Raw genomic sequence first — 26,952 nt, 5'->3', positions numbered from 1 at the left:
AGGTGACTCCACGGATCGCGCTTTCGCCCACGCCGCTGGCGACGCTGACGCTGGTCATGGCCGCCGTCGCGCAGGCGATCATCGCCGGGCTGACCTTCGGGCTCGCGGGCTACGTCAGCCCGTGGCGCGACCCGGTCAGCGACTACGCCTGGCACCGCGGCGGCCGGCTGCTGTTCGCCGTCGCCATCCTGCTGCTGCTCGCCTGCGCGGCGGCGCTGGCGGTCGCCGCGCAGCTGGCCTCGCTGCCCCGCGGTCCGCTGGTGAGCACCCTCTTCCTGCTCTGGGCGGCCGGGCTCATGGTGGTCCTGTTCTTCCGGAGCAGCGTCAGCGCCGCGGACCCCACCGTCTCGGGTGAGATCCACCGGTTCGGCGGGGCAATGCTGTTCGCCGGCCTGCCGCTCGCGACCTGGGCGTTGAGCACCCGGTTGCGAGCCGAGCCCCGCTGGCACACCGCGGCCCCGGCGCTCCGGCGCGGCGCGATCGCCGGCGTCGTGACCGCGGCCGCGTTCGGCGCGGCGCAGATCGTCAGCTGGCTGCCGGCCGGGCTGCTCGAACGCGTCGCGCTGCTGGCCGAGTTCCTGATCGTCGCCACGATGGCGGTCGCCCTGCGGCGCGCGGACCGCGGTCCCTCCACGACTCCGGCGGCCGTCCGATGACCGCCCTGGCCATCGTCTGTGCCTTGGTCGCCGCCGTGTTGTTCGCGGTGGCCGCGACCCGGCAGCACGCCGAGGTCACCGAGCTGGCCGTCGAGGGCACGCCCGGACTGCGCTCCCTGGCCCGGCTGCTGCGCTCCCCCGGTTGGTGGGCCGGCACGGCGCTGGCGACCGGTGGCAGCCTGCTGCACGTCGTCGCCCTGTCGCTGGCGCCGCTCCCGGTGGTCCAGCCGCTCGGGGTGTTCAGCCTGGTCCTGACCGTCCTGTTCGGACGGCGCGCCCGCGACCGCCGGGTGGTGACCGCCGTCGTGCTCGTGGTGGCGGGCGTGGCCGGGTTCGTGGCCCTCGCCGCCTCGGCCACCCCGGCCGTGACGATCAGCGCGGGAACGGCCGAAGCCGTTGCCGTCACCGGGTTCGTGGTCACGGCGCTCGCCTGGTTCGCCCGGGCCGGGTGCGCCGCGCTGGCCGCCGCGTCGGCTGTCCTCTTCGGACTCGGCTCGTCGGTCGTGCACGCCGCCGCGTCCCAGCCGCCGGCCACCGCGGTGCTGCTCGGCGGGCAGGCGCTGCTGCTGCTCGGCGCCGGCGGCGTGATCCTGCACCGCGCGTACGCCGCGGGTCCCACCGCGGTCGTCGTCGGCACGACGACCGTGCTCGATCCCCTGACCGCGGTCGCCGTGGCCGCCGTGGCCTACGGCGAAGTCCCCCAGCCCGCGGCGGCGCTCGCCGCGGTCGTCGCTCTCGCCGGTGTGCGCGCGCTCGCCGGTGCCGTTCCGCAAGCCCATCCGAAGATCGAGGAGAAACCCGTGCCCGAGCACCCGACCGGCCTTCGCGTCCTGATCGGCGCCGACACGTTCCCGCCCAACATCAACGGCGCGGCGTTCTTCGCCGAGCGCCTGGCCCGCGGGCTCGCCGGCCGCGGCCACGACGTCCACGTCGTCTGCCCGTCCGACGACGGCCCGGCCCGCACCGAGCGGCGGGACGGCTACACGATCCACCGCGTCCGGTCCCGCGCGATCCCGTTCCACGGCGACTACCGGTTCTGCACCCCCGGTGGCGTCCGCGCCGCCATCGGCGAAATCGTGGACCGGGTCCGCCCGGACGTCGTCCACGTCCAAGCCCACTTCGGCGTCGGCCGCGCGCTGCTCGAAGTGGCGGCCGGCCGCGACGTTCCCGGCATGGCGACCAACCACTTCATGCCGGACAACCTCCTCGGCTACACCCCGTTCCCCCGGCGGGTGAAGGCCGCGATCGCGCGCTGGGCCTGGAAGGACCTCGTCCGCGTCTACCGCGACGCGCGCATCATCACGACGCCGACGCCCCGGGCGGCCGAAGTCCTCGCCGGGATCGGCCTCGACCGGCCGGCCCAGGTCGTGTCCTGCGGCATCGACCTCGCCCACTACGCCGCACCGGCCCGCCCGCTCGACCGGCCGACGTCGGTCCTGTTCGTCGGGCGCCTCGACGCGGAGAAGAACATCGACCAGCTGCTGCGCGCCCTCGCCCCGCTGCCGCACGTCCGCGCGGACCTCGTCGGCGACGGCACCCGGCGCCAGGAGCTCGAAGCCCTCGCCGCGGAACTGGGCATCGCCGGCCGGGTGACCTTCCACGGCTTCGTCTCCGACGCCGAGCTCGTGCACCACTACGCCGAGGCCGACGTCTTCTGCATGCCCGGCACGGCCGAGCTCCAGAGCCTCGCGACCATGGAGGCCATGGCGGCGGGCCTCCCGGTCGTCGCCGCCGACGCGCTCGCCCTGCCCCACCTGGTCCACCACGGCGAGAACGGCTACCTGTTCGAGCCGGGCGCGATCACCACGATCTCCCGCTGGATCGCCGAGCTGGCCGCCGACCCGGACCTGCGCGCCCGGATGGGCGAGGCGTCCCGGGCGATCGTCGCGCGCCACGACATCGCGGACGCGCTGGCGACTTTCGAGACGCAGTACCGGATCCTGCTGGGCATTCCCACGTCGTCCACCGTCGGCCAGGCCGCGTAGCCGGTCCCGGGTGAGCGCCCGGCCGAACTCCGATCGGCCGGGCGCTTACGACAGCCGTGTAGATTCCGAGGATGGGGAACCGGCGGAAGGACACGGCACGGCGCGCGCCCGGCGCGCTGGAAGCCGAGGTGCTGAGCGTGCTGTGGGGCGCGGACGGACCCCTGTCCCCCACCGATGTCCAGGCGCGGCTCGACGACGACCTCGCGTACACGACCGTCGTGACGATCCTCAGCCGGCTGCACGACAAGGGCGTCGCGACGCGGGAGAAGCACGGACGCTCGTTCCGCTACCACGCCGTCGACGACGAGGCCGGGCTCGCGGCCCGGAAGATGACGAAGGTCCTCGACGGCGAGCCCGACCGCGACAGCGTCCTGGCCCGGTTCGTGACGCAGCTGTCGGACTCCGACGAAGCCCTGCTGCGAGACCTCCTGCGCGGCAAGAAATGACCATCGACCTGCTGATCCCGCTGCTGTTGCCGGTGCTGGCCCGGCCCGCGGCCCGGCTGGTCGAACCCCGTCTGCCGCCGCGCACGGCGAGCCGGCTGCTCACCGGCGCCTGCCTGGTCCTCGCCGCGGGCAGCACCGCGGCCCTGGCCCTCCTCGCCTTCTCCGGGCTCTCGCTGATCCCCGCGGTCGCCACCCTCGGCCGCTGGTCGCCGCAGGCGTTCCGGGCGGCGAGCGGCGTGGACGTGCCGGTGTCGATCGCGAGCGGCGTGGTGCTGGCCGTGGTGGTGACGCTGCTCGCGCGCACGATCGTCCGGTACGCGCGGTGGGCCCGCCGCGTCTCGCGCGAACTGGACGAACACGGCCGCGACGGAGTCGTGCTGCTGCCCGGCGCCGAGGCCGTGGCGTTCGCCGTGCCCGGCCGCGGCGGCCGCATCGCCGTCTCGAGCGGCCTGCTGGCGGCGCTGGACCCGCGTGAGCGGTCCGCTTTGCTGGCGCACGAGCGTGCCCACCTCGCGTCCCGGCACCACCTGTTCCTGCTGGCGTTGAAGCTGTCCTCGGCGCTGAACCCGCTGCTGCGCCCGCTGTGCGCGGCGGCCGGGTTCGCCCTCGAACGCTGGGCCGACGAAGCCGCGGCGCACCGGATCGGCGACCGGACGGTCGTCGCGCACGCCGTGGCCAAGGCCGCCCTCGCCGGCCGCTCGCACGACGGCTTCGCGCTCGCCGCGACCGGCGGCCCGGTCCCCCGCCGGGTGTCCGCCCTGCTGACACCCCGGCCGCGCGTCTCGAGCCGGACCCCGGTGGTGCTGCTCAGCGCACTGGTGATCGGGCTGGCGGGCCTGTCGGCCGAGACGGCGCTCGACAGCGCGGCCGACCTGCACGACGGCATCGAGCTCGCCCAGGCCGGCCGCTAGGTGTGATGTCCGGGGACGTTGTTCCGGGTCAGGACGGCGTGCACGGTCGAGGCGGGGATGCCGAGCCGGCCGGCGATCTGGACCGGGCCCAGCCGTGTGCGCCGGCGCAACCAGTCGGGTGCGTGGCGTTGGGGTGGGGCACGAAGGCCTCCGGCGGGTGAAGCGGTTCTACAGTCACCACCGGCCCCAGCGCTCGCAGCCGACGCGACCGCGCCGGACGGGTCAGCCGCTCAGGTAAGCCGCGACGCGGATTCGCAACCCGCGGACGTGGACCAGGGCGAGCGCGAACGCCGTGACCGGGCGGTACCCAGGCCGGGGCTCCGCCAGCAGGCACGGTCCCGCGATGTAGACGAAGTCGTCGTCCAGGTCGTAGTGCGGCACCGACCACACCGCTCGGTCGCCGGCCGAGACGTCCGCCGACCGGGATCGCGCCGACCAGTAGTCCGGGAGCTTCATCGCCTCGCCCAACGCCGCTCCGAAGCCGGGCAGGTCGGCTGCGGGCATCGCCAGGCCGCGCCCGCTCCACACCCGCGGCGCGGCGTCGCCCGCCCGGTCCAGGGGATCTCCCAGGTGCGTGAACGTCGCTGTCTCGGTGGACGACCTGATCATCCAGTGCGGTGTCTCGGTGGCGGTCGCCACGGGTCGCTGCTCCTCATCGCTGGCGGCCTCCGGATCCGGCGACGGTAAGGGATCTTCCCGCGCCGGACCCACCGCCACGCGCGACACCACCGAGGGTCACCCGGCAGGACGGACGAGGCCCCTGCCCGGCAGTACCGGACAGGGGCCTCAGGACCTGCTGCGTCAGCCGTCCGAGTCGGCCGACGGGATGTACGCGCCCGGAACCTGATCGGGCGGGTAAACCTGGTTCTCACCGGGGTAGGGCTGCTGCCACCCGTACGTCTGGTACCACGTGAAGTGGTTCATCTGCGCGGGGTTGGCGTAGTCGGCCACGGCGTTCGGCCCGGTCAGGCGCTGGTGCGCCTGCCACTCCGTCCACTGACCCGCCACCTGCCGCTTGTCCGCCGGTACCGCCGAGGACGGCACCGGCGCGGCGGCCGGGTCCGGGGGCGCGGGGACGTCCGCACCGCAGGACGGCGGGGTCGCGAGCCCGCCGGTCAGCGAGGTCCGGTTCGGCAATGCCGTGAACGGGGCGAGGTTCGGCTTGGCCGTGAACGCCGCACTCATCGGCGTGGCGGCGCTGTCCTTCTGGTTCATCGGCCGGACCCCGAGGATCTGCTCGATCGTGCGGATCATCGTGATCTGCGAGTAGTAGTGGCTGTCCACGACGCCGTGCTGGGCGTACGGGCTGATGATCTGCACCGGAGCCCGGTGGCCGTCGACGTGGTCGAGACCCGCTTGGGAGTCGTCCTCGACGACGAAGATCGCCGAGTCCTTCCAGTACTGGCTGTGCGAGATCTCGTCGACGATCTTGCCGACGGCGAGGTCGTTGTCGGCGACCTGGGCGGCCGCGTTCGGCGGGCCGCCGGTGTGGTCGCTCGACAGCCAGAACATGTTCAGGTTGGCCGGCCCGTTCTTCTCGAAGTCGTTCTTCCAGATCTGGTACCGGTACTGGTCCGGCACCGCGGTGTCGAACTTCGGGAAGCCCGGCACCGACACGCTGTTGAGCGACGGGATCGGCGACGACGACACCATCGGGTACGCGCTCGGCTCCCCGGTCGCGGCCATGTTCTTCGAGTCGCAGTAGAGGTTCTGCCAGCTCGCCGCGGCCGGCTTGGTCAGGAACTGCTGGAACTCGCCGAAGTCCCGCACCGACTTCCCGGCCGCCTGCGCGCCGGTCCAGAGGAAGCCGGAGCTCTGGTGCCCGAGCGCGTCGTCCTCGGTGTCGTAGCTGCGCAGGTACTCCCCCGCCGACGACTCGGTGTACTCCGGGTTGTCCGCCTGCATCAGCCAGTTGTGGCCCTCGGCGGAGTTCGTGCCGATGTCGTAGGTGTTGTCGTACAACCCGAACTGCCGCTCCAGCGCGTGCTGGTTCGGTGTCACGTTCTCGCCGAACTGCGCCACGGCCGGGTCGCCGTTGCCGCGCGGTTCGTCACCGAAGAGCTGGTCGTAGGTCCGGTTCTCCTTGACCAGCAGGAAAACGTGCTTGATCGTCGACGGGTCGCCGAGCCGCGCCGGGACGGGGACCGGGTTCCGGTGCCCGTTGTCGTGCGCCACCTGCACCGAGTTGTCCGTCCAGCCGTTCTGCCGGAAGACCTGGCCGGTGTACCCGCGGATCGCGCGGTCGTCCGGCAGCCGGAACTTCTGCACGCTCGACGTCGTGTCGTGGGTGCCGTGCCCGGCCGCCGTCGTGGGCCGGCGGGCGTCGATGCCGCGGGTGTTGGAGACCACGACGTCCTTGCCGACCGTGGTGATCGCCGTCGGGAAGTAGTCCGTCGGCAGCAGGCCGACGTAGCTCACCGGCTCCTGCGCCCGCTGGTAGCGGTACACGGCGACCGCGTTCGCGCGGCCGAGGGTCACCAGCAGGTGGCCGTCGTCGGTGAGGGTGACCCCGTCCGGCTCGTAGCCGACCGAAGCTTCCGGCCACGGCTGGGTCGCGATGGTCTGGACGACCTTGTCCCGGGCGGTGTCGATGACCGAGACGGTGTTGCTCGCGGTGTTGGTGACGAACAGCGTGCCGCGCTTGACGTAGACCGCGGTCGGGTGCAGGCCGACGTCGATGCTCTCCGGCGCCGCGGCCGGGTTCGCCAGGTGGATGACGCTGACCGTGCCGCTGGTCGTGGCGCCGGTGAACTGATTGGCCGGCACCTGGGTGTTGTAGGAGTTCAGCGTCGGCTCGCCGGGGCGCGCGGGACGCCCGCCTTCGTTGCTGACGTAGATCTTGTTCCCGGCCAGGACCAGGTCACGCGGTGCGTTGCCGACGGCCCAGCTCTGCCGGATCGCCCCGGTCGCCGCGTCGAGGGCGACGACGCGGTTCTGGCCGTTGACGGCGGAGTAAACGGTCGAGCCGTCGGGCGAGAACACGGCCTGCGCGACCAGCGCGTGCTTGGGCCCGTCCGCCGGGATCTTGACCGCCGTCGGGGCGGCGACGGTGCCGTCCGGGTTGACGGCGAAGCGGGTGTAGCCGTCGGTCTGGGCCAGCCACAGCGTCTTGCCGTCCGGCGAGTACGTCGGTCCTTCCTGACCCACGTCGTTGCCGGCGATGCGCAGGTTCGCCGTCGCGGAGTTGCCGACGAGCTGCTGCACCTTCCAGCTCTTCAGGTCGACGATGGTGAGCGCGATCCCGCCGTCGGTCGTCAGGGCCGCGAGGTGGCTGCCGTCCGGGCTGACCGCCGACGCCATGATCTTGCCGTTGTTCACGACCAGGCGGTCGCCGATGGGCCGGAGGTACTGGTCGGCGGAGACGACCTGGCCCTGGTCGGTGACCTGCCCGACCTGGTCCTCGCCGAACTGCTGCGTCGACGCGACACCGATCCCGGTGCCGGCGGCGACGAGCACGAGCGTGGCCGAGCCGGCGGTGACGAAGCGGAGCCGGTGTGCACTGAAGTGACCGAGAAGGCCGGAACGGCCCTTCCCGACACGCCGTCTGCGGCGTGTTACCTGCATCGGGTTATCCCTTCGGGGTGGAGGAGAGCAGCTCGACGTTCGCGTCGAACTGCCAGAGCGGGTTGGGCTGGTCCCCGTCCGGGGTCCGCACCTGGAAGTAGCCGTTCACTTCCTTCGGTCCGTCGCCGTCGGCGACGTACCGCCCGTCCGAGGTGACGTCGAGCTGGTAGATGGCCGACCCGGTGGCCTCGACCCCGGGGAGGTGCCAGGAGACGACGCACCGCCAGTCGTTGCCGGGCCCCTCCGCCGCGACCAGGCCGTCGCCCTTGGTGCAGGCGGCCACCGCCGCCAGCTGCGCCTCGGTGACGTCGGGCCGGTTGAGCTGCCGGGTCTGCAGGCGGTAGAGGTGGGCGAACGCCGTCGCGACCGACCGCTGCACCTTGTCCTGGTCGATGCCGGAGCCCGAGGCCGGCGTCGCCGCGGCGATGATCCCGGCCGTGACCACGAGGAGCCCGGCCAGTGGCAGGGCGCCGACGGTCAGCGCCCGGCGCCCCGAGCCGTCGTGGGCGGGGTTGGTGAAGTCGCGCCGCACGAACAGCAGGTAGGCCAGCGCGGTCGCGACGGCCGCCCACGCCAGGCTCACCCCGATCCCGACCAGGAGCGGCCCGAGCTGGGCCGGGTCGGTGAACAGGCCGTTCCACGCGATGAACGCGTAGCTGGGCAAGGCGAGGCGCACGGCGACGGGCAACGGCAGCAGCTGGGCCAGCGCCATCGCCAGTGCGACGACGGCGGGCAGCAGCAGGCCCATCGGCGACCGCCCCCACACCACGGACCCGAGCAACCCGACCCCGGCGAGGCCCAGCGTCGGGGCGAGCACGCACACCCACGCGAGCAGGACCTGCCCCGCGGCGTCCCCCGGCGCCAGGAGGTGGCCGTCGAAGCCGACCAGCGCCCGGTCGCCGACCGTCAGGAGGCCGCCGGCCGTGCTGGAGACGGCCATCCCGGCCACGAGCACCAGGATGACCGTGAGGCTGGCAAGCGCTTTCGCGACGAAGACGCGCCGGGCCGACCGGACCGCCACCAGCAGGTGACGCCAGGTGCCGAGCCGGTCTTCGGCGGCGAACACGTCGCCGGCGACCACCGACGTCAGCAGCGGGAGCGCGTAGGTGCCCGCGAACCCGAGCATCACCAGCGGCCCGGCCCAGCCCGTGGCGTTCATCCAGCGGCCGAAGAGGGTGTCGACGGGCAGGGAGCTCTGCTCGCTCACCGCGGCGACGAACAACGCGGGGGCGACCCAGCAAGCGAGGACCAGCAAGCGGATGCGCCACGTGGAGAACAGCTTGACGAGTTCGAAGCGGTAGCCGCGCGACACCGGGACGGGGCGGGCGGCGACCGGGACGGCGGCGACGTTCGCGGTCATCGGCCGGCCTCCTGTCCGGTGAGGGCGAGGAACGCGGCCTCCAGCGGAGACACCACCGGCGCGAGCTCGCGCACGGCGATGCCGTCCTTCACCAGGCGCGGCACCAGTTCGTCGAGCGCGGGCACGAGCGCGCGCACCACGAGCAGCTCGGCATCGCGCCGGACGCCGGCGTCGTCGACGAGACGAATCCCCGCCGTGTCACCGATCAGCCGCCGGGTGGCGCCGGGGTCGGAGGTGCGCAAGCGGTAGTCGAGTTCGCGGTTTTCGGCGGACAGCTTGCCCAGCGGACCGGTGAAGACGACCCGGCCGGTCGCGAGGATGGTGACCTCGGAGCACAGCGCCTCGAGATCGTCCATCCGGTGGCTGGAGAGCACCACGGCGGTGCCGCCGTCGGCCAGCCGCTCGAGGACACTGTGGACGGTCTTCTTGCCTGCCGGGTCGAGGCCGTTGGCCGGCTCGTCGAGCACCAGGAGCCGGGGTTCGGTGAGCAGGGCCGAAGCGAGGCCGAGGCGCTGGCGCATCCCGAGGGAGAAGCCGCGGACCCGGTCGTCGGCGACGTCGGTGAGCCCGACCTCGCCGAGCACGTCGTCGATGCCCGCGGACCGCTTGTCCCGGCCGCGCAACGCGGCCAGCGCGGCGAGGTTCTGCCGCGCGGTGAGCGAAGGATAAAGGCCCGGCCCGTCCACGAAGCCCGCGACGCCGAAGGGCGCGGCGAGCGCCCGCCCGACCGGCGTACCGAGAACCTCGAGGCTGCCCTCGTCGGCGACGGCCAAGCCCAGCAGCAGGCCCAGCAACGTGGTCTTCCCCGCGCCGTTCGGGCCGGCCAGTCCGTGGATCCGACCGTGCACGACATCCAGATCGATGCCGTCGAGGGCGACGACGTCACCGAAGCACTTGGTGATCCCCCGTGCCCGCACTGCCCGAGGAGTTTCCATGGGGCTGTCACCTTCTTCCTGACCCGCCCGAAAACTTAGGGACAGCAAGTGACTGCGGCGGGCGGGGAAGGTGAACGTTCACGAAACGCGGATCGACCAGCGTCAGCCGTGCCGGTGAAATGTCCGAATTAAAGCGGTGACTGGCAAAGAATTAACCACGGCCTCACCTTGCGGCGAGCACGACCAGCCGGCCGGCGAAGCCGACGACGAACACCGCGACCCCGGCGACGATCGACTGCCACGGCAGTGTCGTCACGAGGACGAGACAGCCGAGCAGGCCGAGGATCTGCAGCCAACGCGGCCACCGGCGTTCCGGCGGCCGCTGGGTGAACGCCGAGATGTTCGCGACCGCGTAGTAGACCAGCACCCCGAACGAGGAGAACCCGATGACGCCGCGGAGGTCGACAGTCAGGACCAGCACGGAGACGACCGCGGCGAGGGCGAGTTCGGCGTGGTGCGGGACCTGGTACCGGGGGTGGACGGCGGCGAGCCAGTCCGGCAGGTCGCGGTTGCGGGCCATCGCCAGGCTCGTGCGTCCGATGCCGGCGATCAGGGCGAGCAGCGCGCCGAGGCTGGCGACCGCACCGCCGATCCGCACGACCGGGGCCAGGCCGCCGGCACCCGCGTCGGTGACGGCGGTGGTCAGCGGCGCGGCGGATTCGGCCAGCCGGGCGGGTCCGGACGCGAGCAGCGCGGCGACGCCGATGACGAGGTAGACGACCACCGCGATGCCGAGCGCGAGCGGGATGGCGCGCGGGATCGAGCGCGCCGGATCACGGACTTCCTCGCCCATGGTGGCGATCCGCGCGTAGCCGGCGAAGGCGAAGAACAGCAGCCCGGCGGCCTGGAGGATGCCGTAGACCCCACCGGAGGTCCACGCGGACGCGTCGCCGAGGTGCGCGGGCGTCGCGGCGCCACCGAAGGCGATACCGGCTACCAGCACGGCGAGCGCGATCAGCGTGATCGTGACCAGGAGCCGGGTCAGCTGGGCGGTGCGGGTGACGCCCCGGGTGTTGAGCAGGGCCAGCGCGAGGACGCCGGCGACCGCGACGAGACGCTGCAGCCACCACGGGCCGGGGACCGCGTAGGTGGCGAAGGTCAGCGCCATGGCCGCGCACGAGGCGGTTTTGCCGACGACGAACCCCCAGCCGGCGGTGAAGCCCCACCACGGGCCGAGCCGCTCGCGGCCGTAGGCGTAGGTGCCACCGGAGGTCGGGTACTGCGCGGCCAGCTGCGCCGAGGCGGTGGCGTTGCAGTAGGCGACGATGGCGGCGAGGACGAGCCCGATGAGCAGGCCGCTTCCGGCGGCTTTGGCCGCCGGGCCGAAGGCCGCGTAGACACCGGCACCGATCATCGACCCGAGCCCGATGACGACGGCGTCGCCGGTGCCCAGCCGCCGCGCGAGTGCGGGAGTGTTGCCGGTGGTCATCGTCGGGCCTTTCGTCGTGCGGCACCGGTACTCAGCCGTCGCGCGAACGCCGGAGTGTTGCCGCCAGTCATCGTCGAGCCTTCCCGTGCGTCGGCGGGTCAGGTGCGGGGCTGGAACAGCTCGACCGGGTTGCCCGCCGGGTCGTCGAGCACGATCTGGCGGCCGCCCGGCCCGCCCACGACCTCGCTGCGGAACGCGACCCCCGCCGCGCGCAGGCGGGCCACCTCCGCGTCGATGTCCTCGACGATCAGGTGGATCCGGTTCCAGCCGCCCGGGACAGGCTGGGCGCCACCCGGCAGGGTCCGGCCGGCCGAGCTGGTGGGCCCGCTCAGCAGCAGCCGCAGGTTGCCGCGGGTCACGTCCGCGAACGCCGGGGGGAAGTGGGTCCGCACCGCGAACCCGAAGTGCCCGGTGTAGAAGGCGATCGCGGCGTCGACGTCGTCGACCAGGTACCGCACGCTCACGAGGCCGTCCAGGTCAGCGGTCATGATCGGTTTCCTCCGCATCGGTCGTCAGGGTGAAGGGCAGGAACCGGATCCGGGTGTCCAGTTCGGCGGCGGTGCGCTCGAACGCGGGGAGGGTGTCGCCGCCCGGATCGGGCTCGCGGGCCGGGTCGGGCAGGCTCCAGTGGATCGTCACCGGCCGCCCCGGGAAGGCCGGGGCGACCTCCCGGACCTTGTCGCACAGGCTGATCACCCAGTCGAACCGCCGTCGCCGCAGCGAGTCCAGGTGGGTCGGCTCGTGCTCGAGGGTGATCCCGCGCTCGGCCGCCACGCGCACCGCGTTGGGGTGCAGGGGTTTCGGGTGACTCCCGGCGCTGGCCACCTCGACCGCACCCCGCGTGCGGTGCCGCAGCAACGCCTCCGCCAGCGGGGAACGGCCGCTGTTTCCCGTGCACAGGAACAACACCCGCGCGCGACCCGGGCGCGACGCCGTGACCCCGAACCCGGGGTGCAACGCCGCTCCGGCTTCGGCCCACGCGTCCGCACACCGCGTGAGGTCGAGGTGGTAGTAGCTGTCGCGGCCGTCGAAGCTGCTGCGCCGCGCCGTCACCAACCCGGCCGATCGCAGCTGCCGCAGGTGGTACGACACCAGGTTCTGCGGCTGCCCGACCGCCGCCACCAGCTCACGGACCCGCCGGTCGCCGGCGGCCAGCTCACGCGCCAGCCGCCACCGCAGCGGATCGGCCATCAACCGGACGAACGCCGGCGGCTCCTCGGACGTCACCGCCCGAATATACATCAAACTGGATTGATGTATCTAGACTCGGGCCGAAAGCCGGGAGCGGGCCACCACCAGCCCGCCGAGGACCGCGGCGACCAGCCCCATCACGACGGCCGCGGCGCCCCCGACCACTCCGTTGCCGGTGCCGGGACCACCGTCGGCGACGGCCAGGTTCAGCACGCCGCCTGCCGCGGCGGTCAGCCCCCCGACCAGGGCCACGATGGCTCCCCTGCGACCGCCGTTGCCGGTACGACGGCCGGAGCGGGCCAGCGCCAGCGCACCGATGACCGCGGCGGCGAGCCCCAGCAGCGCGGCCGCGGTGGCCCAGAGCCGCGCCGCGGTGAGGGTGTAAGGGGCCACGGTGGCTGCCGCGGCAGCGAGCAGGTGATGGACGGACATGACGTTCTTCCCTTCCTACGACTGGACTTTGGCCTGATCATGTCCGCCGAACCCCCATCAGTCGTCGTGCGGACGCGGGCACTTCACGCTGCCGCGAGCGCAGCAGGAATGTCGGAAGTACCGCGAACGCGGTAGGCGGTTCATCCTCCGCACGCAGGACTCGCGCGGACGAACATCCGGCTAGGGTGCGCGCATGGGCCGGGCATGGATCGGGGACTGGGTGATCGCCACCGGGGTGGCGGCGAGCCTGCTGGTCGCCGGGCTGGCCGAGCAGCACCCCGCGACGAGCCTCGACCCGGTGGGCTACGCGTTGCTGGTCATCGGCGGGCTGGCGCTGGCCGCGCGCCGCCGGGCTCCGGTCGTCGTGCTGGCCGTGACCGCGGTGTGCGCGCTGGGTTACCAGGCCGTCGGTTTCGACGTTCCGGTCGTGGCCTACCTGTTCGCGGTCTACGGCTCGGTGCGGGCGGGACACCGCGTCGTCACGGTGGCCGCTTCGGTGCTCATGCTGGCTGCCGTCCCGCTGGCGCTCCTCGCCTCTCCCCGCGGCTTCGCGGTGGGCGACGCGTTCACGCAGGCGCGGGACGTCCTGCAACTGGCCTGGCTGATCGCCGCCGGTGCGGCGGGTGAAGCGCTGCGCCAGGCCGAGCGCCGGGCGGATCAGGCCGAGCGCACCCGCGAGGAGACCGCGCGCCGCCGTGCCGACGAGGAGCGGCTGCACATCGCGCGGGAGCTGCACGATTCGCTCACCCACCAGATCTCGGTCATCAAGGTGCAGGCCGAAGCCGCCGTGCACGTCGCCAGGAAACGGGGTGAGGAAGTACCGGACGCGCTGCTGGCGATCCGCGAGGCCGGTCGTGAGGCGGCCCGGGAGCTGCGCGCGACCCTGGGGGCACTGCGTGACGACGACAAGAACGTGTCGCACGGGCTCGACCACGTCCCGGACCTGGTGCACCGGGCCCGGACGAACGGCCTGGACGCGACGCTGACGATCGAGGGACACCACGACGACGTGCCGGCCGCGGTGGACCGGACCGCCTACCGGATCGTCCAGGAGTCGCTGACCAACGTCGCCCGGCACGCCGCCGCCGCGACCGCGTCGGTCCGGATCGACTACCGGCCCGACGCACTGGTCATCCGGGTCGAAGACGACGGCGAGGCCGTGCCGGACACCGCGCCGGTGCCCGGCGTCGGGCTGGTCGGGATGCGCGAACGGGTCGCCGCCCTCGGCGGTCAGCTGCGGGCCGGACCGCGCAGCGAGGGCGGCTTCACCGTCCACGCCGAACTTCCCGTGGATCACCCGTCATGATCCGGGTCCTGCTGGTCGACGACCAGCCGCTCATCCGCCGCGGATTCCGCGCGCTCCTCGACATCGAGGACGACATCGAAGTGGTGGCCGAGGCCGGCGACGGCCTCGAAGGCCTGGCGCTGGCCGAGCGGCACCTGCCCGACGTCGCGCTCGTCGACATCCAGATGCCGGTCCTCGACGGCATCGAGACGACCCGGCGCATCGCCGCCGACCCGGCCCTGGCCGCGGTGCACGTCGTCATCCTGACCAACTACGGCTTGGACGACCACGTCTTCGAGGGGCTGCGCGCCGGCGCGGCGGGATTCCTCGTCAAGGACATCCTGCCGGAAGACTTCCTGCACGCCGTCCGCGTCGCGGCGCGCGGCGACGCCCTGCTCGCGCCGACGATCACCCGCAAGCTGATCAACCGTTACATCACCCGTCCGCCCGGCACCCGGCTGAAAGTGCTGAAAGAACTGACCAACCGCGAACGCGAAGCCGTCACCCTGGTCGCGCGGGGCCTGTCCAACGACGAGATCGCCTGCCACATGGTGATCACCCCGCTGACCGCGAAGACGCACGTCAACCGGGCCATGACCAAACTGCGCGCCCGCGACCGCGCCCAGCTCGTGGTCTTCGCCTACGAATCCGGCCTGGTGACCCCCACCGGTCTCAACCCAGCTTGAGGTTCTGCGCGATCACGTTGCCCGCGTAGGCGTTCACACCGAACCGCCCGGACGCGTAGGTGGTGTCGGTCGCGTCGATGAGCGGGTCGGCGGCGTCTCCCAGCCAGACCTGGATCCGCGATCCCGCGGTCCGGACCGTCACGTGGTAGGTCCGCCCCTCGACGATCGGCGTCGTCTGGATCGCGATGTCCTTGCCCGGCCGCCACAGCTTGAGCAGGCCGCTGGTGTCGATGGTCGCCGTGTAGCCGGTTCCGTCGGCCGCCGCCCGGAACGTCAGGCCCGCCGCCGTCCCGTTGGTGACCGACAGGTCGCCCTGGTAGGTGAAGTCCGTTCCGGTGCGGTCGCTGAGGAAGAAGCCGTCACCGGCCGCACTTCCGCGCAGACCGGCCGGGGTCGTCGTCCACGTGCCGCTCGGCGCGGTCCACGGCCCCGACGGGAAGGCGGTGAAACCGCCCGGGCCGGTGTTCAGGTTCTGGACGGTCGCCGCTCCCCCGTACGCGTTCGCGCCGGACAGCCCGGACGCGTACGCGGTGTCCGTCGCGTCGATGACCGGGTCGCCGCCGTGGTCGAGCCAGACCCGGATGCGCGAACCGGCGGTCTCCACGCGCAGGTGGTGGGTCTGGCCCTGCGCGATCGGTGTCGCGTACGTCGCGATGTCACGCCCCGGCCGCCAGAGCTTGACCACGCCGCCGCGGTCGATGTTCGCCGTGTAGCCGGCTCCTTCGGGCGTGGCGCGGAACGTCAGGCCCGCCGCCTGGGCGGTGTCGAGCCGGACGTCACCCTGGTACACGCCGTCGGACGCGCTGCTCGCGCTCAGGTAGAACGCGTCTCCGGTGGTCTGCGCCCGCTTGCCGCCGCTCGTGTCGGTCCACGCGCCGCCGGCCGCGTGCCACGGACCGGCCAGTGTGCTCTCCAAAGTGGACTGGTCGGTGCCCCAGCTGGTGCCCAGCCGCGTGAACGTCGCGTTCTCGAGGCGTACCTGGCCCCCGGTGGCGAACAGCCGGATCCCCTGGCTCACCGCGGCCGAGTCGAAGTCGACGTTGTCGGCCAAGGAGAACTTCCCGCCGTCGGCGAACAGCTCGAGCTGCCCGCGGTCGACCAGCAGCCGCACGCTCACCTTGTTCCCGCTGGGCGCCAGCGGTTTGCCGTAGAGCGTGCCGGCGGCGCGGTCGTAGGCGACGACGCGGTCGGCCGTGCCGTCGGACCGGCTGTGCAGCGCGAACCCGAACTGGCTCGCGGTCGCCCCGGCGAGGTCGAACGTGGCGGTGATCTCGTAGGTGTCGGCGCGGATCCCGTCGAAGAGGTTGCGCCCGTCCCGGACGGTCTCGTTGCGCCACGTCCGGCTGTCGGCGCGCAGCGCGTTCAGCTCGGTGACGGGCGTGCGCGTCACCACGGGACCGTCCGGCGAGTCCGCCAGGGCGAGCGTGACCGGGAAGGTCGCGTTGCCGGTCCAGGTGCTCCCGCGGTTTCCGCCCTGCCACGCCATCTGCACGACGCGGCCGTCGGGCGTGCCGGTGAACGTCTCCGCGGCGTAGAACGTGCCGCCCGCGTACGTGGTCCCGAGGTTCATCTTCTTCGGCTGCGGCCGGTCGGTGCGGAACGTGCGGCCGTCGAACGTGCCGACGACGTAGTCGCTCGACGCCGACGTCAGCACCCACTGCCCGCCGAGCGGGAACAGGTCCGGGCACTCGAAGAGCCAATCACCCGCGTACCGGCCGGCGAAGGTCCACTTCAGCAGGTTCGGCGACGTGTAGAGGTCGACGCCGTTGCCGCCCCGGTTCGACCAGACGACCATCACCCACTGGTTGCGGGCGGCGTCCCACACCACCTTCGGGTCGCGGCTGTCCGCCGGGATGTCGATCTGCTTGCGGCCCTGGTCGTAGGACTGGAAGCTGCGGCCGTCGTCGTTGCTGTAGAACACGCTGACGCCGTCGGTGTTGGAGAACACCACGATCGGGTCGAGCGGGCCGGTCTTGAGTCCCGACGTGTTCGCCTTGTCGACCACTCCCCCGCCGGAGAACAGCGTTCCCGGGTGCACCCCGGGCTCCAGCGCGACCGGTTTCTGCGTCCAGCGCACGAGGTCCGGGCTCGTCGCGTGGCCCCAGTGCATCGTGGCCCAGTCCAGGCCGTGCGGGTTGTGCTGGTAGAAGAAGTGGTAGTGCCCGTTCGCGTAGACCAGCCCGGTGGGGTCGTTCATCCACCCCGACTGCGAGCTGAAGTGGAACTGGCCCCGGAACGGCTCCGAGTAGGTGGTGGCCGGGTAGGGGAACTCCGGGTAGTCCCAGGCGGTTCCGGCGCTCGCCGGAGTCGCGGGAACCAGGACGGCCGACGCGGCCAGGAGCACGACCGCGAGCATCCGGCGGACCATGGGACTCTCCTTTCACGACACTCCGAAGTGGACGTTCACAGCCGGTCGAGCGGGACGGCCGCGGCCATGGCGCGGTAGCCCGCGTCGCCGGGGTGGAGGTGGTCGCCGGAGTCGTAGCCGGCGAGCATCGTCTCCGGGTCGGCCGGGTTGCGGACGGCGGCGTCGAAGTCGACCCAGCCGTCGAACACCCCGCCGTTGTCGCGGATGAAGGCGTTGACCTCGACGCGCGCCGCCAGGTGTGCGTCGCTGCTGCAGGTGCACCCCTTGATCGGGGTGAGCGTGCCGGCCAGCACCCGGATGCGGGCCGCGTGCAGTCCGGCGGCGATCTCCTTCAGCCCGGCGATGACGTCGGCGGCGCTCGCACCGCTGTTGATGTCGTTGATGCCTTCGAGGACGATCGCGGTCCGCACCCCCGGCAGGCTGGTCAGGTCGTGGTTCAGCCGGGCCAGTGCGCTGACGCCGGCCGTGCGGCCGTCGGGGAGGCCGCTGAAGGCGTCCTGCAGGATCCGGTTGCCGGAGATGCCTTCGTTCACGACGGCGCGGCCCGGCAGGCGCCGCGCCAGGAAGTCCGGCCAGCGGCTGTTCGTGTTCGGGGTCGACAGGTAGCCGTCGGTGATGGAGTCGCCGAACGCGACCACGGTGCCGCCCGGGCCGGTCACGTCGATGCCGGAGAGGATCGTCCAGAAGCCGAAGGTGCCCGAGGACGGGAACTCGGCGACGTCGGCCGTGTGGTCCCCGGTGCCGTCCGCCGTGGTGTACATGTCCTGCACGGCGACGCTGTGCATGGGCGCGTTGGTGACCGTGCCCTTGAGGTACAGGCTCACCAGCAGGTCCGCGCCGGCGGGCACGGCGAACGGCACGGGGTCGCTGACGGCCTGCCCGCCCGCCGGGAGCGCCGCTTCGCGCTGTCCGCCGAAGGTCAGCGTCACCGGTGTGCGCGTCGGGACCGCGCCCGCGCCCCGGACGGCGACGGTCGCGTGGCCGACGACCAGCGGCCCGGGGTCGTAGGCGTTGTCCAGCCGGATCCGCACCTGGGAGCCGCCGCGGCTGGTGTGCTCCACCATCCGCAGCGTGCGTTCGGTCCACGGGCCGGCGGCGAGGCCGTCGTCCGTGGCGGTGGCCCACGTCGGCGTCCAGGTCCCGGACGCCGGCCGGGTGCCGATCGAGAACACGTGCAGAGCGCCGCCCGAAGCCGTCTTCGGCAAGGTGACGGCGGTGACCGGGGCGCCGGGGTCGAGCGGGACCGAGACGGTGTAGAGCTTCGCGGGAACGGCGCTGGGGCCGGCCGGGGTGTTCCACCGCGGGAACGCCACCGTCAGCCGGCCGCTCGGCCCGACGATCCAGTCCGGCGCGCTCAGCCGGAAGTCCCGGACGTGCCCGTCGGCGTACTCGAGCTGCCCGGTGCCGTCGGTGGCCGTCCCGGTGCTGGTCACGAGGAACGACAAGGCGGCACCGGTGAAGCGGCCGCGGATGCGCTGGCCGTCGGCGACAACGTTGTCGGGCGTCCCCGGCGCGGCGACGGGCAGCCGCAGCGGCGCGCCGTCGACCGTGACGACCCGGCCGCGGTCCCAGCCGGCGGCGGTGAAGTCTTCGGCGACGAGGCTGTGCCCGCTGCCGTCCAGGTCCGCCGACGCCGGCGCGCCGGCCGGGCTGGTGCCGGTGTTGTCGAACGCGGCCGCGAGGTCCGGGTAGGTGACCGCCGCGTCCGCCGGCGCGGCCGGGACGAGCAGCCCGGCGACCAGCAGGGCGGCCGGCAAGATCCGTTTCACGAGTTCCTCCGCGGGGCAGCGCAGTATGAAACGTTTTACGCACCATGGCACCGCGTCCACGACGTCAACAACCGCCAATGAGGTGAGATCACGTCCGCGCCAGGCCTGCACCGGACAAGAAATCGGCCATTCCTTGACGGCCGTGACCTGGATCACGTAGCTTGCCGACACTTGAATCGTTTCATATCGCCGGCCCGGGAGGAACCATGAGATCGATCCGCACTCTTGTGCTCGCGCTGGCGACCGCCTTGGCGCTGGCTTCTCCGGCGACCGCGGCGACCGGATGCGCCTTCACGACGACCGTCACCAACTTCGACGCCCGAGGCGACCAGGTCGTCCGGTTCGACACCCAGGGCAACTCCGTGGACGCCCACGACGGAGAGATCGCTTTCTTCGGCGGCACCTACTACCTCTACGGCACCAGCTACGACTGCGGGTTCGCCTGGCAGGCCACGAGTTCGCCCTTCTGCGGCTTCAAGGTCTACAGCTCCCCCGACCTGCGGCACTGGACCGACCGCGGCCGGCTCTTCGACGCCAGCGGCGTCTGGCAGAGCCGGTGCGACGGTGCCACCTACGGCTGTTTCCGTCCCCACGTCGGGTACGACGCGAGCACCCGCCGGTACGTGCTGTGGGTGAACGTCTACGACAACCAGGTCGGCTTCCGCGTGCTCACCAGCGCGGCCCCGACGGGCCCGTTCACCGAGGCGCCGGTGCCGACGCTGGCGGTCAACAACGACGCACCCGCGCGGGAAACCAACAACGGCGACCACGACGTGTTCGTCGACACCGACGGCACCGGCTACCTCGCCTACACCGACTGGCGCACCGGGGGCGACATCGTCGTGGAACGCCTGTCGCGGAACTACCTCACCGGGACCGGGCAGTACACCCGGGTCGGCCAGACCCGCACGGAGGCGCCGGCGCTGTTCAAGCGCGGCAGCACCTACTACCTGACGTACTCCGACCCCAACTGCGGCTACTGCTCGGGCACCGGGACGTCCTACCGCACCGCGCCGAGCCCGCTGGGGCCGTGGTCGGCACCGGCGAAGATCAGCGACAACTCGTGCGGCGGGCAGCCTTCGTTCGTCTCGACGATCCCGACGCCATCCGGCACCGCCTACCTCTACGCCAGCGACCTGTGGAACAACGGCCAGCGCAACGAGGCACTCGCGAACTTCTTCTGGACACCGCTGGAGTTCACCGCGGCCGGGGCGATCGCGCCGATCACCTGCCGGAACGACTTCTCCCTCACCCTCGCCCCAGGCGCGCCGGGCAACCAGCTCCCGCTCCCGCGAGCCGACCAGTCCGACGGCGTCGACGGGTTCCGTTCGTACTGCGACGTCGGCTCCGGCGTCGCCCGGTTCCAGACGTTCGTCGCCGGCCGGACCGGCACCTTGTCGGGGGTCTCCTACACCAGTTTCCAGGCCGGCAACCCGAATGCCGGGCTGGAGATCAGCGTCTACCGCGCGGACGACGCCTCCCGGCCGACCGGCACCGCGCTCAGCACGACCGTCGTGCCCACGACGAGCATCGGCTGGTCACCCCGCGACGTCACTGTGCGGCCGAACGTCGGCGTCACAGCCGGGCAGCGGTACGGGTTGATGGTGCGCTCGGCCACCACGACCGGCTGCTACGGCTTGGCATACAACGATTCCACGCCGTACCCGGCAGGCGGCGAGGCCTACAGCAACGACGGCGGCGCGACCTTCCGCGCGGAGCCCGGGCGGTCCTTGAAGTTCTGGACCGCCGTGCGGTGAGCCGGGCTCACGACCCGAGCACGACAGCGGTGACCGCGAGTCCGAACTGGACGACCGCCGAGCGGCAAGGCGCCGAACACCGAAGTACCGATGGCGCCGCTCCGACCGGCTCGTCGTGGCGGTAGCGGCGCAGGAACAGCTCGTCGGAACCTGGCGCCGGGTGTCCGGTCGCACCGGTCCGGCAGCCCTTTTCACCCGTCAGTGGGACTCCGGCGGCCGAGCCGGGTTTGCGCGACGCGCCATCCGGGGTAGGAATGCGGGATGGCCGACATCACCAGCCTCATCCTCGACGACCACGACTGGTTCCGGCGCCAGTTCGCCCGGCTCGACGACCTCACCGACCCCGCCGACCTGGCCGAGGTCTGGCAGCCGCTGGCCGACCTGCTCGACGTCCACGCCCGCGCCGAGGAGGAGATCTTCTACCCCCACCTGCTCCGCCGCGGCGAAGACGCCGAGGAGGAGACGCTCGACGCGATCGGCGACCACAACGACATCCGCGACGGCGTCCACGAGGCCGCCCTGCACCCCGTCGGCAGCACCGCCTGGCACGCGGCCGTCCACCAGGCACGCATGGCCAACAGCGAGCACATGGCCGAGGAGGAGGACGAAGGCCTGTCGGACTTCCGGCGGCACGCCGACCCCGGCCTGCGCGAGGAGCTCGGCCGGCGGTTCGCGGAGTTCAAGCGGCAGCACGAGGGCGCCCGCGACCTGGACGTCAGCGACCTCGACCCGCAGGAGTACGTCGAGGCGAAGCTCGGCGACCGTCCCGCCGACGCTTCGCTCGGCATCGGCAGCCTCAAGGAACAGGACTGACATGAACCACCTGATGCGCGACCTGGCCCCGATCACCGACGCGGGCTGGAAGGAGGTCGACGCCGAGGCCAAGGAGCGCCTGCAGACCCACCTCGCGGCCCGCCGCCTGGTCGACGTCTCCGGCCCGCACGGCTGGGGCCACTCCGCGACCGACCTGGGACGGACTTCGACGCTCGCCGCCGCGTCACTGGCCGAAGCGGGCGAAGGCGCGGTGGTCCGGCAACGAAAGGTCCTGCCGCTCACTGAGGTGCGCGTGCCGTTCACGGTCTCGCGCGCCGAGCTGGACGACGCCGAGCGCGGCGCCGACGACCTCGAGTTCGACGACCTCGACCGAGCGGCGAAGCAGATCGCGATGATCGAAAACCGCGCCGTCTTCCACGGCTGGCCCGCGGCCGGCATCACCGGCATCACCGAGACCTGCCCGTACGACACGCCGTCACTCGGCGACGATCCCGACGCCTACCCCGGCGTCGTCGCCCGCGCGGTGGACACGCTGCGCCAAGCGGGCATCAAGGGCCCGTACGGGCTCGCGATCGCCCCGGCCGGCTACACGCGCATCGTGGAGAGCACCGAGCACGGCGGGTACCTGCTGTTCGACCACCTCCGCCGCGTCCTGGGCGGCGGCAAGGTGGTCCGCGCCCCCGGCCTGGACGGCGCCCTGATCGCCAGCCTCGACGGCGGCGACTTCTCCCTCGAGCTGGGCCAGGACCTGGCCATCGGCTACAGCCACCACGACGCCGAGACGGTGACGCTCTACCTGGAGGAAAGCTTCAGCTTCCGGGTCGTCGAACCCGACGCCGCCATCACTTTGACCACCTGATCCCGACGGCAGTCAGGCGGTGGGCGGCGGTGTCGTCGGCGTCGAAGGTGCGACCTGGCAGTCATCAGGGTGCTGCGGCCGGGCCGGAGCGACGCCGGCCAAGCGCGGCAGCGTCGAGCCGTCCACCGGCCAGTACGTGACGCTGACACATTCGCCGACGCGCAGCCCCGCGAGCTGGTCCGGGGTTTCCAAGCTGAAGCAATGGGCGCCGGTGTCAGCTTGCCGGTTCAGGCACAGGTACGGCGACAGAGTGGTGACGGCACCACTCTGCTGCTGCGGGTCCCTTCCGCACGCGGCGAGGACTGCACAACAGGCCACCGCTACGGCCGACACCGCCAGCACACGACGCATAGCCCGAAGTATGGCACCACCGCACCCGCCAGGCGCGAGTCAATGGGCGGTACAGCTGAGTACCTCCGGGACCCGGCTCTGGCCGCGATCGACCGCGATCAGGCCGAAAGTGGTCGCTCCGTCGGCCTTCACGCCGGCGTTCCACGCGGCGTTGACGACCGTGACCGAGGTGCTGGCCTGCGTGATCGTGCCGTCCCAGAGGTCGACGACGCGCCGGCCGCCGGCGGGTTGCCAGCTCACCGCCCACCCGTGGGTGTCGACGGCGCCGGTGTTGCTGACGGTGACCAGCGCCTTGAAGCCGCCCTGCCACGATTCGACGACCTGCGTGGCCGCCGCGCACGTGGGGGGACGACCTTCTCCGGTCCGCACCGTCGGTTGCGCGACCGGCAGGGAGCCGGCCGAGCGTGTCGCGCCGCCGGAAAGGCCCACGGCGGCGATGACCGCCGACAGTCCGACAACGACGCCGGCGACGACCACCCGTCGTCTCCTGGACTTGGTTCCCCGGCGCCGTTCCGGGACCGGCCGCGACCGGCGTTTGTTCGGCGGCGACGCCGGCCGCACCGCCGCCTTGGCGAACATTTCCTGCGCTTCGACCATCGAAGGCCGATCGCCGGGCTTTCGGGCGAGCATGCGCAGCAGGGCTTCCGCGAGCGGCCCACGGCGCACCGGCGGGGTGACCTCCTCCCGGGCGATCCGGGCGAGCATGACGATCGGGTTCCCGGCCCCGATTTCGATGGGCGGCCGCCCTTCGAGAGCCGCGTACAGCGTCGCTCCCAGGGAATAGACGTCGGAAAGCTCGGTGACCTCGCCGCCGTCGGCGACCTCCGGTGCCAGGAACGCGGGCGTACCGGGGACGAACGGCCGGCCGGTGACGAGGGGCTCCCCGATCGCCTCGGCGATCCCGAAGTCGGCGATCTTGGCGGCGCCGTCGGCGGCCAGCAGAACGTTGCCGGGACTCACGTCGCGGTGCAGCACCCCGGCGGCGTGGGCGGCCGTCAGCGCGGCGGCGATCTGACTTCCGATCGTGGCGATCTGACCCTGCGGAAGGGCGTGACGTTCGAGCAGGAGCCCGGCCAAGCTGGCCGGCAGCAGCTCCATCACGAGGCACAGCCCGCCGTCGTGCTCGAGCACGTCGTAGACGGTGACGGCGTGAGGGTGCGACACCCGTGCCGCGATCCGGGCCTCGCGCATCGCCCGCAGCGCCGCCTTGCCGGTGGCGCGGTGCGGAACGAGCTGTTTGACCGCGACGGCACGGCCGAGCAACTCGTCCTGCGCTCGCCAGACGGCGCCGAACTGCGAGGGCCCGATCCGCGACAGCAACCGGTAGCGCCCGCCGATCAGGTCTTCGTCGTCAGTCATGCATCGCTCCCCGTGCTCGGTCCCGCGGGCAACGCGTCCACCACGCACACGCATCCGGCGGCCGAGCGGTTCACGCGGCGCTTTGTCAGCTCCGTACAGCCGATACGGCGAGTGGAGCAGTTGGTCTAGGCCAAGCCCTAAGAGTGACGCGACCACACTGACAAATGTTGATCCCGCCCGTTGTGAGCGAGCTGCCACCGCCTCTACAGTGGCCGCCGTGACTCCCGGGAATGAGTCACTCACTCCCCAGGATTCGGTCCCGGACCATCACTTCTTTCAAGGAGCAGGCCTTGCTTGGAAAGGCCGTGAGCGGTGGCCGGGTTCGCACTCGCCGCGTCGCGCTCGGGCTCACCGTCGTCGCCATCACCGCGCTCACCGGCTGCAGTGCGCTCGAGTCGAGCGCCGCGACCGGGGGCAGCCTGGAGAAGACCAAGATCAAGGTCGCGATCCTGCCCACCGTCGACACCGCTCCACTGTGGCTCGCCCAGGACGCCGGTTACTTCAAGGCCGAGGGCCTCGAAGTCGAAGCCGTCATGGCCGCGAGCGGCCAAGCCGCGCTCGCCAAGGCCATCTCCGGCGAAAACGACATCGCGATCTCGAGCTACATGCCGTTCTTCGTCGCGAAAAGCACCGGCGCGGCCGACATCCAGCTCGTCGCCGACGCGACGTCGGTCAGCCCGAAGTCCGTCGCCATCGTGACCACGCCGAACTCCCCGGTCAAGACGATCAACGACCTCGCCGGCAGGCGGATCTCGATGACCGCCCGCAACACGGCGAGCGATCTGCTGGCCAAGTCGCTGATGAAGGACCACGGCGTCGACATCGACAAGGTGAACTGGGTCCAGATGCCCTTCCCGAACGTCGGAGCGGCGCTGGCGCGGGGTCAGGTCGACGCGGCCCTGCTGCCCGAGCCGTTCCTCACCCAGGCCGCCATGACCGCGGGCGCGATCCCGGTGATGGACGTCAACACCGGGGCCACCCAGGACTTCCCGCTTTCGGGCTTCGGCGCGACGTCGAAGTGGGTGAAGGCGAACCCGAAGACCCTCGCGGCCTTCCAGCGCGCCCTGCAGAGGGCGACCAGCGAAACGAACCGGGACCGGTCCAAAATCGAGCCACTGCTGGTGAAGTACGCGAAGATCGACGAAAATTCCGCCAAGCTGCTCAGCTTGCCCAGCTTCGTCGCGAGGCTGGATGCCCGTCGCCTCCAGCGCGTGCCCGACCTGATGCTCCAGATGGGCGCGATCACGACCAAGGTCGACGCGGCGGCGATGATCGCCCCGCAGGCGGCCGGCTGACCCGACGAAACCGCTCAGCGAACCTGGCCGCGGCAGCGGGGCCTACGACGAGAACGACCAGAGCTGGCAAGTGTTGTTGAGCCACATCCACATCTGCGTCTTCGTGCCGTTGGCGGTGCCGCAGTTCTGGTCGTCGAGGACCATGCCGCTGTTCTCCACCACCAGCTCGTAACGCCCGTTGCCGGCCGGGATCACCGCCCACTGCTGGCACTTGTTGCCGAGCGACTGCCACAGGTCCGTGGCGGTGCCGAGGGCCAGGCCGCAGTTGACCGCGTCGAGCACCCGGCCCGAGTTGACGTTGGTGATCGTCCACTTGTTGGCGCCGACGCTGCTGAAACGCCACTGCTGACACGAGTTGTTCAGGTTCTGCCACAGCTGGACCGCGGTGCCGTTGGCGGTGCCGCAGTTGACGGCGTCGAGGACCTTGCCGGCCGCCAGGTTCGTCAGGCGGTAGCTCGCGCCGTCGACCGGGAACGTGACGCTCTTCGCGTAACCCACCGAGACGATGTTCGCCTGGACCGCGTTCTCCGTGGCGTCGGACGGGTAGCCCGAGGTCATCACGCCCTCGAAGAACGAGCCGACCGAACCGTTGCTGTTGTCGCCGCCGATGCCGAGGATGATGGCGCCCTGCTTGGTCATCGGCTGGTAGCCGCCCTGCGTCGGCAGGGATCCGTTCCAGCGGGTCGCGAGGCCGCCGGACTGGGCGTTGCCGTCCTTGATCGCGTACGTCGAGGTGCCGTTGTTCTTGGTCACCGCGGTGACGAACGCGCTGCTGCGGCCGGCGTTGGCGGTGTTCGAGCCGTTTCCGCCGGCGAACAGGCCGTTTTCCAGGTCGGCCATGACCTTCGGGGCGGAGCCGCTGCACGGCGAGAACCAGCACAGGGTGCCGAAGTAGATGGCGTCCATGTCACCGTTGCCGGTGTCGTTGTTGCTGGTTTCGGCGTTGCCGTAGTCGAAGCAGCAGCGGTCGTTGAAGTGCGTGCCCTCGGTCACCATGTACATGCCCTCGGGCGCGCTGCCGGTGGCGATACCGTTGGTGTTGTTGTTGCGGTAGCCGTTGCCGGCCGAGATGTAGACCCCGTACACCTTGTGTCCGCCCGCGGTGACCGGCAGGGCCGCGGCGTTCGCTCCCTGGTCGGCGGTGGGGTTGGCGCCGCCGCCGGGAGCGATGGTCAGGTCGTTGTGGCGCGACGTCTGGTCGTAGATCCGCACGATCGTGCAGTACGTGCCCGAGCAGAAGGAGTCCTGCGTCGCGGCGTTCGCGTAGCCGCCGGCGCTGAGCACGCCGATGGTGGCGGTGGCCCCGTCGGACCAGCGGCGCACCTGGTAGAGCGACCCGCCGTAGGAGCCGAACAGCGCGCGAGTGGTGCTGTGCGCGGCGACGCAGGGGGTGCCACCGGAGGCGTAGATGTCGCACGGCCTGGTGCCGGCGGCGGTGGCGGTACCCGTCGTGACGGTCAGCGCAGCGCCTGCCAGCAGGACGGCAGCTCCGACCGCGAGCACCTTCCGCCAGCGGTTGCGGAGAACCCGGAAACCCATG

At 72.0% G+C, this 26,952-nt stretch carries 23 protein-coding genes; 10 read left to right on the top strand and 13 right to left on the bottom strand.

The window, feature by feature from the left end; all coding sequences use genetic code 11:
• Window positions 1-2: 2 nt before the first annotated feature.
• The 4 genes from ACZ7OU_RS23100 (at window position 3) to ACZ7OU_RS23085 (ending at window position 3,998) form a co-directional block, all read left to right on the top strand.
• A complete protein-coding gene (locus ACZ7OU_RS23100) occupies window positions 3-656 on the top strand; it encodes a DUF998 domain-containing protein (RefSeq protein ID WP_470256626.1) in 654 nt (217 codons plus the stop codon).
• Complete coding sequence (locus ACZ7OU_RS23095) at window positions 653-2,641, top strand: glycosyltransferase family 4 protein (protein WP_470256625.1); 1,989 nt, start codon at window positions 653-655, stop codon at window positions 2,639-2,641. Before ACZ7OU_RS23100 ends, ACZ7OU_RS23095 begins: the two co-directional genes overlap by 4 nt.
• Before the next feature lie 71 nt (window positions 2,642-2,712).
• The gene (locus tag ACZ7OU_RS23090) at window positions 2,713-3,087 is read left to right on the top strand and encodes a BlaI/MecI/CopY family transcriptional regulator (protein WP_470256624.1); all 375 of its coding nucleotides are present in this window, start codon (window positions 2,713-2,715) and stop codon (window positions 3,085-3,087) included.
• Window positions 3,084-3,998, top strand: a complete 915-nt coding sequence (locus tag ACZ7OU_RS23085; RefSeq protein ID WP_470256623.1) for a M56 family metallopeptidase — start codon at window positions 3,084-3,086, stop codon at window positions 3,996-3,998. The genes ACZ7OU_RS23090 and ACZ7OU_RS23085 overlap by 4 nt, the downstream gene beginning before the upstream one ends.
• Window positions 3,999-4,220: 222 nt before the next feature.
• On the opposite strand, the gene ACZ7OU_RS23080 is transcribed toward ACZ7OU_RS23085, so the two are convergent.
• From ACZ7OU_RS23080 to ACZ7OU_RS23045, 8 genes are all read right to left on the bottom strand, one after another.
• Window positions 4,221-4,637 carry a hypothetical protein gene (locus tag ACZ7OU_RS23080; RefSeq protein WP_470238041.1) on the bottom strand — a complete coding sequence of 139 codons (417 nt, stop codon included), beginning with the start codon at window positions 4,635-4,637 and terminating at the stop codon, window positions 4,221-4,223.
• Window positions 4,638-4,799: 162 nt separating this feature from the next.
• Window positions 4,800-7,562, bottom strand: a complete 2,763-nt coding sequence (locus tag ACZ7OU_RS23075) for an alkaline phosphatase family protein (protein WP_470256622.1) — start codon at window positions 7,560-7,562, stop codon at window positions 4,800-4,802.
• Between the two features lie 4 nt (window positions 7,563-7,566).
• Window positions 7,567-8,922 (bottom strand): ABC transporter permease, encoded by a 1,356-nt coding sequence (locus ACZ7OU_RS23070; protein WP_470256621.1) that lies wholly within the window; start codon window positions 8,920-8,922, stop codon window positions 7,567-7,569.
• Window positions 8,919-9,857, bottom strand: coding sequence for an ABC transporter ATP-binding protein (locus ACZ7OU_RS23065; RefSeq protein WP_470256620.1), 939 nt, complete (start codon window positions 9,855-9,857; stop codon window positions 8,919-8,921). Before ACZ7OU_RS23065 ends, ACZ7OU_RS23070 begins: the two co-directional genes overlap by 4 nt.
• A gap of 163 nt (window positions 9,858-10,020) precedes the next feature.
• Window positions 10,021-11,286 carry an APC family permease gene (locus tag ACZ7OU_RS23060; RefSeq protein WP_470256619.1) on the bottom strand — a complete coding sequence of 422 codons (1,266 nt, stop codon included), beginning with the start codon at window positions 11,284-11,286 and terminating at the stop codon, window positions 10,021-10,023.
• 98 nt (window positions 11,287-11,384) lie between these two features.
• Entirely contained in the window at window positions 11,385-11,774 is a 390-nt protein-coding gene (locus ACZ7OU_RS23055; protein ID WP_470238046.1) for a VOC family protein, read from the bottom strand.
• Complete coding sequence (locus ACZ7OU_RS23050; RefSeq protein WP_470257646.1) at window positions 11,764-12,528, bottom strand: metalloregulator ArsR/SmtB family transcription factor; 765 nt, start codon at window positions 12,526-12,528, stop codon at window positions 11,764-11,766. Before ACZ7OU_RS23050 ends, ACZ7OU_RS23055 begins: the two co-directional genes overlap by 11 nt.
• Window positions 12,529-12,546: 18 nt before the next feature.
• Window positions 12,547-12,909 (bottom strand): DUF6223 family protein, encoded by a 363-nt coding sequence (locus ACZ7OU_RS23045; RefSeq protein WP_470256618.1) that lies wholly within the window; start codon window positions 12,907-12,909, stop codon window positions 12,547-12,549.
• Between the two features lie 193 nt (window positions 12,910-13,102).
• On the opposite strand from ACZ7OU_RS23045, the gene ACZ7OU_RS23040 reads away from it, so the two are divergent.
• Together ACZ7OU_RS23040 and ACZ7OU_RS23035 are read left to right on the top strand one after the other, a co-directional pair.
• Window positions 13,103-14,215: a sensor histidine kinase gene (locus tag ACZ7OU_RS23040; RefSeq protein WP_470256617.1), complete on the top strand. Its 1,113-nt coding sequence runs from the start codon at window positions 13,103-13,105 to the stop codon at window positions 14,213-14,215.
• Window positions 14,212-14,880, top strand: a complete 669-nt coding sequence (locus ACZ7OU_RS23035; RefSeq protein ID WP_470256616.1) for a response regulator — start codon at window positions 14,212-14,214, stop codon at window positions 14,878-14,880. Before ACZ7OU_RS23040 ends, ACZ7OU_RS23035 begins: the two co-directional genes overlap by 4 nt.
• Here ACZ7OU_RS23035 and ACZ7OU_RS23030 read toward each other — a convergent pair.
• A complete protein-coding gene (locus tag ACZ7OU_RS23030) occupies window positions 14,867-17,248 on the bottom strand; it encodes a glycoside hydrolase family 32 protein (RefSeq protein WP_470256615.1) in 2,382 nt (793 codons plus the stop codon). The two genes, ACZ7OU_RS23035 and ACZ7OU_RS23030, sit on opposite strands and share 14 nt — an antisense overlap.
• 35 nt (window positions 17,249-17,283) lie before the next feature.
• Window positions 17,284-19,017 carry an SGNH/GDSL hydrolase family protein gene (locus ACZ7OU_RS23025; RefSeq protein ID WP_470256614.1) on the bottom strand — a complete coding sequence of 578 codons (1,734 nt, stop codon included), beginning with the start codon at window positions 19,015-19,017 and terminating at the stop codon, window positions 17,284-17,286.
• Window positions 19,018-19,223: 206 nt separating this feature from the next.
• Between ACZ7OU_RS23025 and ACZ7OU_RS23020 the strand changes: the two genes are divergently transcribed.
• The 3 genes from ACZ7OU_RS23020 to ACZ7OU_RS23010 all read left to right on the top strand — a co-directional run bounded on the left by ACZ7OU_RS23020 (window position 19,224) and on the right by ACZ7OU_RS23010 (window position 22,407).
• Entirely contained in the window at window positions 19,224-20,774 is a 1,551-nt protein-coding gene (locus ACZ7OU_RS23020) for a family 43 glycosylhydrolase (RefSeq protein WP_470256613.1), read from the top strand.
• Window positions 20,775-21,035: 261 nt separating this feature from the next.
• Window positions 21,036-21,587, top strand: a complete 552-nt coding sequence (locus ACZ7OU_RS23015) for a hemerythrin domain-containing protein (RefSeq protein ID WP_470256612.1) — start codon at window positions 21,036-21,038, stop codon at window positions 21,585-21,587.
• A 1-nt stretch (window position 21,588) separates the two neighbouring features.
• Window positions 21,589-22,407, top strand: coding sequence for a family 1 encapsulin nanocompartment shell protein (locus ACZ7OU_RS23010; protein ID WP_470256611.1), 819 nt, complete (start codon window positions 21,589-21,591; stop codon window positions 22,405-22,407).
• Between the two features lie 12 nt (window positions 22,408-22,419).
• Here the strand turns inward: ACZ7OU_RS23010 and ACZ7OU_RS23005 are convergent, their stop codons facing one another.
• A complete protein-coding gene (locus tag ACZ7OU_RS23005; RefSeq protein WP_470256610.1) occupies window positions 22,420-22,758 on the bottom strand; it encodes a hypothetical protein in 339 nt (112 codons plus the stop codon).
• Window positions 22,759-22,797: 39 nt separating this feature from the next.
• A complete protein-coding gene (locus tag ACZ7OU_RS23000; RefSeq protein ID WP_470256609.1) occupies window positions 22,798-24,117 on the bottom strand; it encodes a serine/threonine-protein kinase in 1,320 nt (439 codons plus the stop codon).
• 290 nt (window positions 24,118-24,407) lie between these two features.
• Here ACZ7OU_RS23000 and ACZ7OU_RS22995 point away from each other — a divergent pair, with 290 nt between their 5' ends.
• A complete protein-coding gene (locus ACZ7OU_RS22995; RefSeq protein ID WP_470256608.1) occupies window positions 24,408-25,412 on the top strand; it encodes an ABC transporter substrate-binding protein in 1,005 nt (334 codons plus the stop codon).
• Between the two features lie 42 nt (window positions 25,413-25,454).
• On the opposite strand, the gene ACZ7OU_RS22990 is transcribed toward ACZ7OU_RS22995, so the two are convergent.
• Window positions 25,455-26,951, bottom strand: coding sequence for an arabinofuranosidase catalytic domain-containing protein (locus ACZ7OU_RS22990; protein WP_470256607.1), 1,497 nt, complete (start codon window positions 26,949-26,951; stop codon window positions 25,455-25,457).
• Window position 26,952: the final 1 nt, after the last annotated feature.

The sequence above is a fragment of the Amycolatopsis sp. NPDC114505 genome (assembly GCF_055633615.1).
The sequence above is the reverse complement of the archived record's forward strand: the minus strand, read 5'-3'. Positions and strand labels throughout refer to the sequence as shown.